General features: G+C 60.4%; 2 protein-coding genes. One reads left to right on the top strand and one right to left on the bottom strand.

Features of this window, described 5'->3' with window-relative positions; genetic code table 11:
* Positions 1 to 160: 160 nt before the first annotated feature.
* Entirely contained in the window at positions 161 to 961 is an 801-nt protein-coding gene (locus AC629_RS43025; protein ID WP_084810666.1) for an outer membrane protein, read from the bottom strand.
* A gap of 444 nt (positions 962 to 1405) precedes the next feature.
* Here AC629_RS43025 and AC629_RS43020 point away from each other — a divergent pair, with 444 nt between their 5' ends.
* Complete coding sequence (locus AC629_RS43020) at positions 1406 to 2674, top strand: LGFP repeat-containing protein (RefSeq protein ID WP_084810665.1); 1269 nt, start codon at positions 1406 to 1408, stop codon at positions 2672 to 2674.
* Positions 2675 to 2989 lie beyond the last annotated feature (315 nt).

Raw genomic sequence — 2989 nt, 5'->3', positions numbered from 1 at the left:
CGACGAACCCCACCGATCATGACCGACATCCGATGTCCGCTTCGTCCCGCTTGCGACCGAAACGGCGTGGCACCGCAATATGTCGCGAAGGGCCAATAGGCGGCATCCAAAAGCGTCGCGCCGGACGATCAGCCGTTAGCTCGCTCTAGGCTGTCGCGTCTCAATACTTCGCAACGATCGGACCGCCGAAGGTGTAGTTCACCCGCACTGTGCCCATGTCGACGTCCTGCTTGATGCTGTCGGTGCGGGTGACGAAGATGGGAGCGGTAACCGACGTGAAGGAGAAGCTGCCGCTTCCCATAAACAAATGATCATATTCGACGGCAACCGACCAGCGGGGCGCAAAGCCAAACTCGAGGCCGGTTCCGACCGCGCCACCCCAGCGGGCTTCGGTTGCTTGAGCACGGGTAATACCGGTCGCGGTCGTGATGCCGCTCCAGTTGTTGTTGGTCAGCGCGGCGCCGCCCTTCACATACCAGAGCACGTTGTTCCAGGCATAACCAATCTGACCGGTGAACAGGCCGATCGCATCGATCTTGGTCTGGTTGGTGACGCCGACGCCGAAGACGCCGGTCGCGGAAGCAAGGCTGAAATTGTATCCCTTCAGGCTCGCCCAGTCGCCCTGAGCCTCCAGGCCGAACACCCAGCTGGAAGCCTGCCATCGGTATCCAATCTGTCCACCGACGAGCCCGCCCGTGGCGTTGTGGCAACCTTCCGGCACGGCCGGGGTGACTGGAGCGACGGGTCCACCGATCAAGCCTATGCCGGTGAGATCCCAGCAGTTCTGGCTCGATCCGCTCCCGCCATTGAGACCGATGTAGAAGCCGCTCCAGTTGTAGGTCGGCGCGACGACCGGAGGCGCCTTGGAGTACGGTCTTGCGGCAAGATCCGCGGCCGATGCCGCACTGGCAGTCGCAACAATCGAGAGAAGCCCGGCTCCAACAATAATAAGGCGATGCATTCCAATCCCCAGCATTCCCAGAATCGTGCTTGGGTTCTGGCACGAAACCGTCGGCTGCGGCAGAGCACTCCGCTCCAGGTTGACGGTTTTCGCTCGTCTGTTGCTAAAGTGCCTCAGTGGCCACCTCGGCCGCGACCGGCTCTTGCGCGTGTCGAGGCCGAGCATCCGGCAATCCATCCCGACCATGGTCTGCTCAGGGTCATGAGCGACCGACTCTGCGGGTTTCGGCCACCGTTCGATGTCTGCTCTTCTCCGAAACCGACCAGCTTACTGCGCGGCAGCGAAACGTTGACTTCTCCGAAGAACGCATCATAGACTTGGCTTTCTACAATCGAGGCGCTTCCCGTCCATGCGTCGGACTCGACTGACGGGGTTGCCATCACGAACCTATCATCGGCGGTACGATGCCTAGCCGGGCGGCCTTCCTACATTAGGGAGGACACGATGCCTGAAATCGACAGACAAATTCCTGACGCGCAACTTTTTAGGATTCAGCCCGATTTCGACGGGTTTGCGGCCGCGCATCCCTGGATCGGGCACAAACTCGTTGAGCGTCAGCCGATCGCGGGAGGTTTTAGTCAGACCTTCTCGGAAGCGGTGGTGCTCTGGGGTGTTATCGGGCGTGATCCGCATGAAACCCACGGCAAAATCTTGGAGAAATATAACCTGCTCGACGGTCCGGGTGGTGTCTTGGGATGGCCGACTACGGATCAGACGGCGACGCCAGACGGTCAGGGCCAGTTTAACCACTTTGACCACGGTTCAATCTATTGGCATCCCTCGATCGGCGCTTTCGAGGTGCATGGCCCGATCCACGAAAAATGGGCAGCGCTCGGTTGGGAAGCCTTCGGCTATCCCATTACGGACGAGACCCCTACGCCGGATGGTGTCGGACGCCGAAATCATTTCCGAAGTATTAGAGCCGATGGAAGCACAGCGGACTCCTCGATCTACTGGACCCCTGACACCGGGGCTAATGAAGTGCATGGGCCAATCCGCGACACTTGGTCGGGGATGGGCTGGGGGATGGGCTGGGAAACAAGCTTCCTAGGGTACCCGATCTCGGACGAGCATGATAGCGATGGCGGGCGCCGCAGTGACTTCCAGAATGGGAGTATCCTTTGGACCGCAGGTTCCCCCGTTCAAGTGCAGCCTCAAGCATTTGTGGTCAACGCACCCTCAATCACCTTCGGCACAGGCATCGCGATTGGTGGATACGGCAGCCTCACTCTTTTCAGCGACGGCACCACGTGGTTGCGGGGTCACCTCCACGATAGCGGCTTTCCCTCCTACGATTGTCTCGCCGTTTTTGCGGTGAAGGATGCCAACGGTCAGGTATATGCGGCGAGCCACGCCGGCCGGGCGCATGGGAGTGACGAGCAAGGCAGTCGGAGCATCGATTGGGACGACTGGGGCACGAACGATGAGGTGCGGCGGAACTGGTCGAATATCCGATCTGGGGGCACTGGAAGCTACAAAGTTGACGTGACGTCCGACTGGTCACCCCAGAAGATCGCCGAGGATGTCGCGGCTTGCGTGGGTGTTGTCCTATCCATCATTCCCTTGGTTTTCTCGGGCGGCAGCTCAAACAAGTCGACGGATCCAAATTACCAACTACCGGACGGCTCGGAGGGCTACCAGTCTGGTGCGGGCGCTCCCCCCGGCGCCGGAGCGCCACCAGGGGCGCCGAGCGTTTCCCCGCCGGAGGGGTGAGTGGAGAATGGCGCAAATGGGAGCGGCTGCGAGTCGCTCTTTGCAACCTAAGTGATCGGGAGCTAATGGTTATCGGGATTACGCGTGGCGAGATCGACTACGTCGCCTCGAAGCGAGATACCGAGCCGCGAGGCATCCGATCCGCCGGATGATGTCGATATCTGGCAGCGGTCGGAATTGGACACGACCAGCCGCCTCGTGGCGCAGATGCCGACTTCCGGTATGGGTCTTGGCTGTGTGAAAACGCCAAGGCGCTTGAGCGCGATAGAAGAAGTTATTCGTCCAAGGCGGTTCTAGCGCTTAAGCTAGCACGTG

This window comes from Bradyrhizobium sp. NAS80.1 (assembly GCF_001908205.1).
Taxonomy (GTDB): Bacteria; Pseudomonadota; Alphaproteobacteria; order Rhizobiales; family Xanthobacteraceae; genus Bradyrhizobium.
Note: the sequence above shows the minus strand (reverse complement) of the source record. Positions and strands in the feature narration are given on the sequence as shown.

Coding starts and splice junctions, on each gene's coding strand:
- AC629_RS43025 (WP_084810666.1), bottom strand. CDS start 961: ATGCATCGCCTTATTATTGTTGGAGCCGGGCTTCTCTCGATTGTTGCG.
- AC629_RS43020 (WP_084810665.1), top strand. CDS start 1,406: ATGCCTGAAATCGACAGACAAATTCCTGACGCGCAACTTTTTAGGATT.